At 73.8% G+C, this 1,020-nt stretch carries 2 protein-coding genes; both read right to left on the bottom strand.

The genetic code is table 11. The features are described 5' to 3' along the window. Positions 1-376: peptidase associated/transthyretin-like domain-containing protein (locus tag FN207_RS26060; RefSeq protein ID WP_460549603.1), on the bottom strand; the 376-nt coding region annotated here is incomplete at its 3' end. Continuing rightward, positions 376-1,020, bottom strand: a 645-nt coding sequence (pcaH, locus tag FN207_RS26055; protein ID WP_142461364.1) for a protocatechuate 3,4-dioxygenase subunit beta, incomplete at its 5' end; no start/stop codon positions are given. The genes FN207_RS26060 and pcaH, both read right to left, overlap by 1 nt.

Here is a 1,020-nt window from a genome sequence, read left to right as displayed (position 1 = left end):
TGAGGGTCTGCGCGCGGGCGTACCCGCGGAAGCCGGGATAGGCGGCCTGACCGCGGGGGTCCTCCGGGGAGGGGAAGCCGCCGTCGGGATCGGCCTGCCAGGTCTCCACCATCGCGTCGGGCACCACCTCGCCGGCGCCGTCGAACACGCTGCCGCGGATCCAGATGCCGCCCTGCGTGCCCTCGGTGGCGGCGAAGATCCCGTCGGCCCAGGTCAGCCCGATCGCCAGATACGGGCCCACGGTGGCACTGGGGGTGGTGCCCAGCCGCAGCGGCCCGGTGAGGAACCCGCTGCCGCGCTGCCCCGAGCGCGGCTGGAACGGCGCGGCCGGGTCCGGCGGCACCGCCAGCGGATCGCTGCTCGTGTCGGTGCTCATCAGGCCACGTCTCCGTCGTCGTCGGTCTCGAACGGCGTCTGCTCCGCGCCGCGCAGCACGATGTCCCAGGCGAAGGCCAGCGCCCAGTTGTCCTGCGTGCGCTCCAGGGAGAACCGGGACACCGCCCGGTGCCGGGCCGCCGGCGGGATCGCGGTGAAGATCGGATCCTGGCCGAACAGCGGATCGTCGGGAAAGTACATCTGCGTCACCAGCCGCTGGGTGAACGCCCGGCCGAACAGGCTGAAGTGGATGTGCGCCGGCCGCCAGGCGTTGTGGTGATTGCCCCACGGATAGGCGCCGGGCTTGATCGTCAGGAACTCGAACCGCCCCAGGTCGTCGGTGACCACCCGGCCCAGCCCGTCGAAGTGCGGATCCAGCGGCGCCGGCCAGTTGTCCACCACGTGCCGATACCGCCCGGCGGCGTTGGCCTGCCACACCTCCACCAGCGCCCCGGGCACCGCCCGGCCGTCGCTGTCGAGCACCCGGCCGTGCACCAGGATCCGCTGCCCGACCGCCTCCCCGCCGTTGCGCCAGGTCAGATCCGCATCGGTGGGCAGCACCCGGTCCTCCCCCAGCACCGGCCCGGTCACCTCCGTCAGCCGGTGCGGCAGGTCCACCGGCGTGCGCAGCGGCGCCCGCAACGC

Source organism: Geodermatophilus aquaeductus, assembly GCF_900182545.1.
In the GTDB taxonomy this organism is placed as follows: domain Bacteria; phylum Actinomycetota; class Actinomycetes; order Mycobacteriales; family Geodermatophilaceae; genus Geodermatophilus; species Geodermatophilus aquaeductus.
Note: the sequence above shows the minus strand (reverse complement) of the source record. Positions and strands in the feature narration are given on the sequence as shown.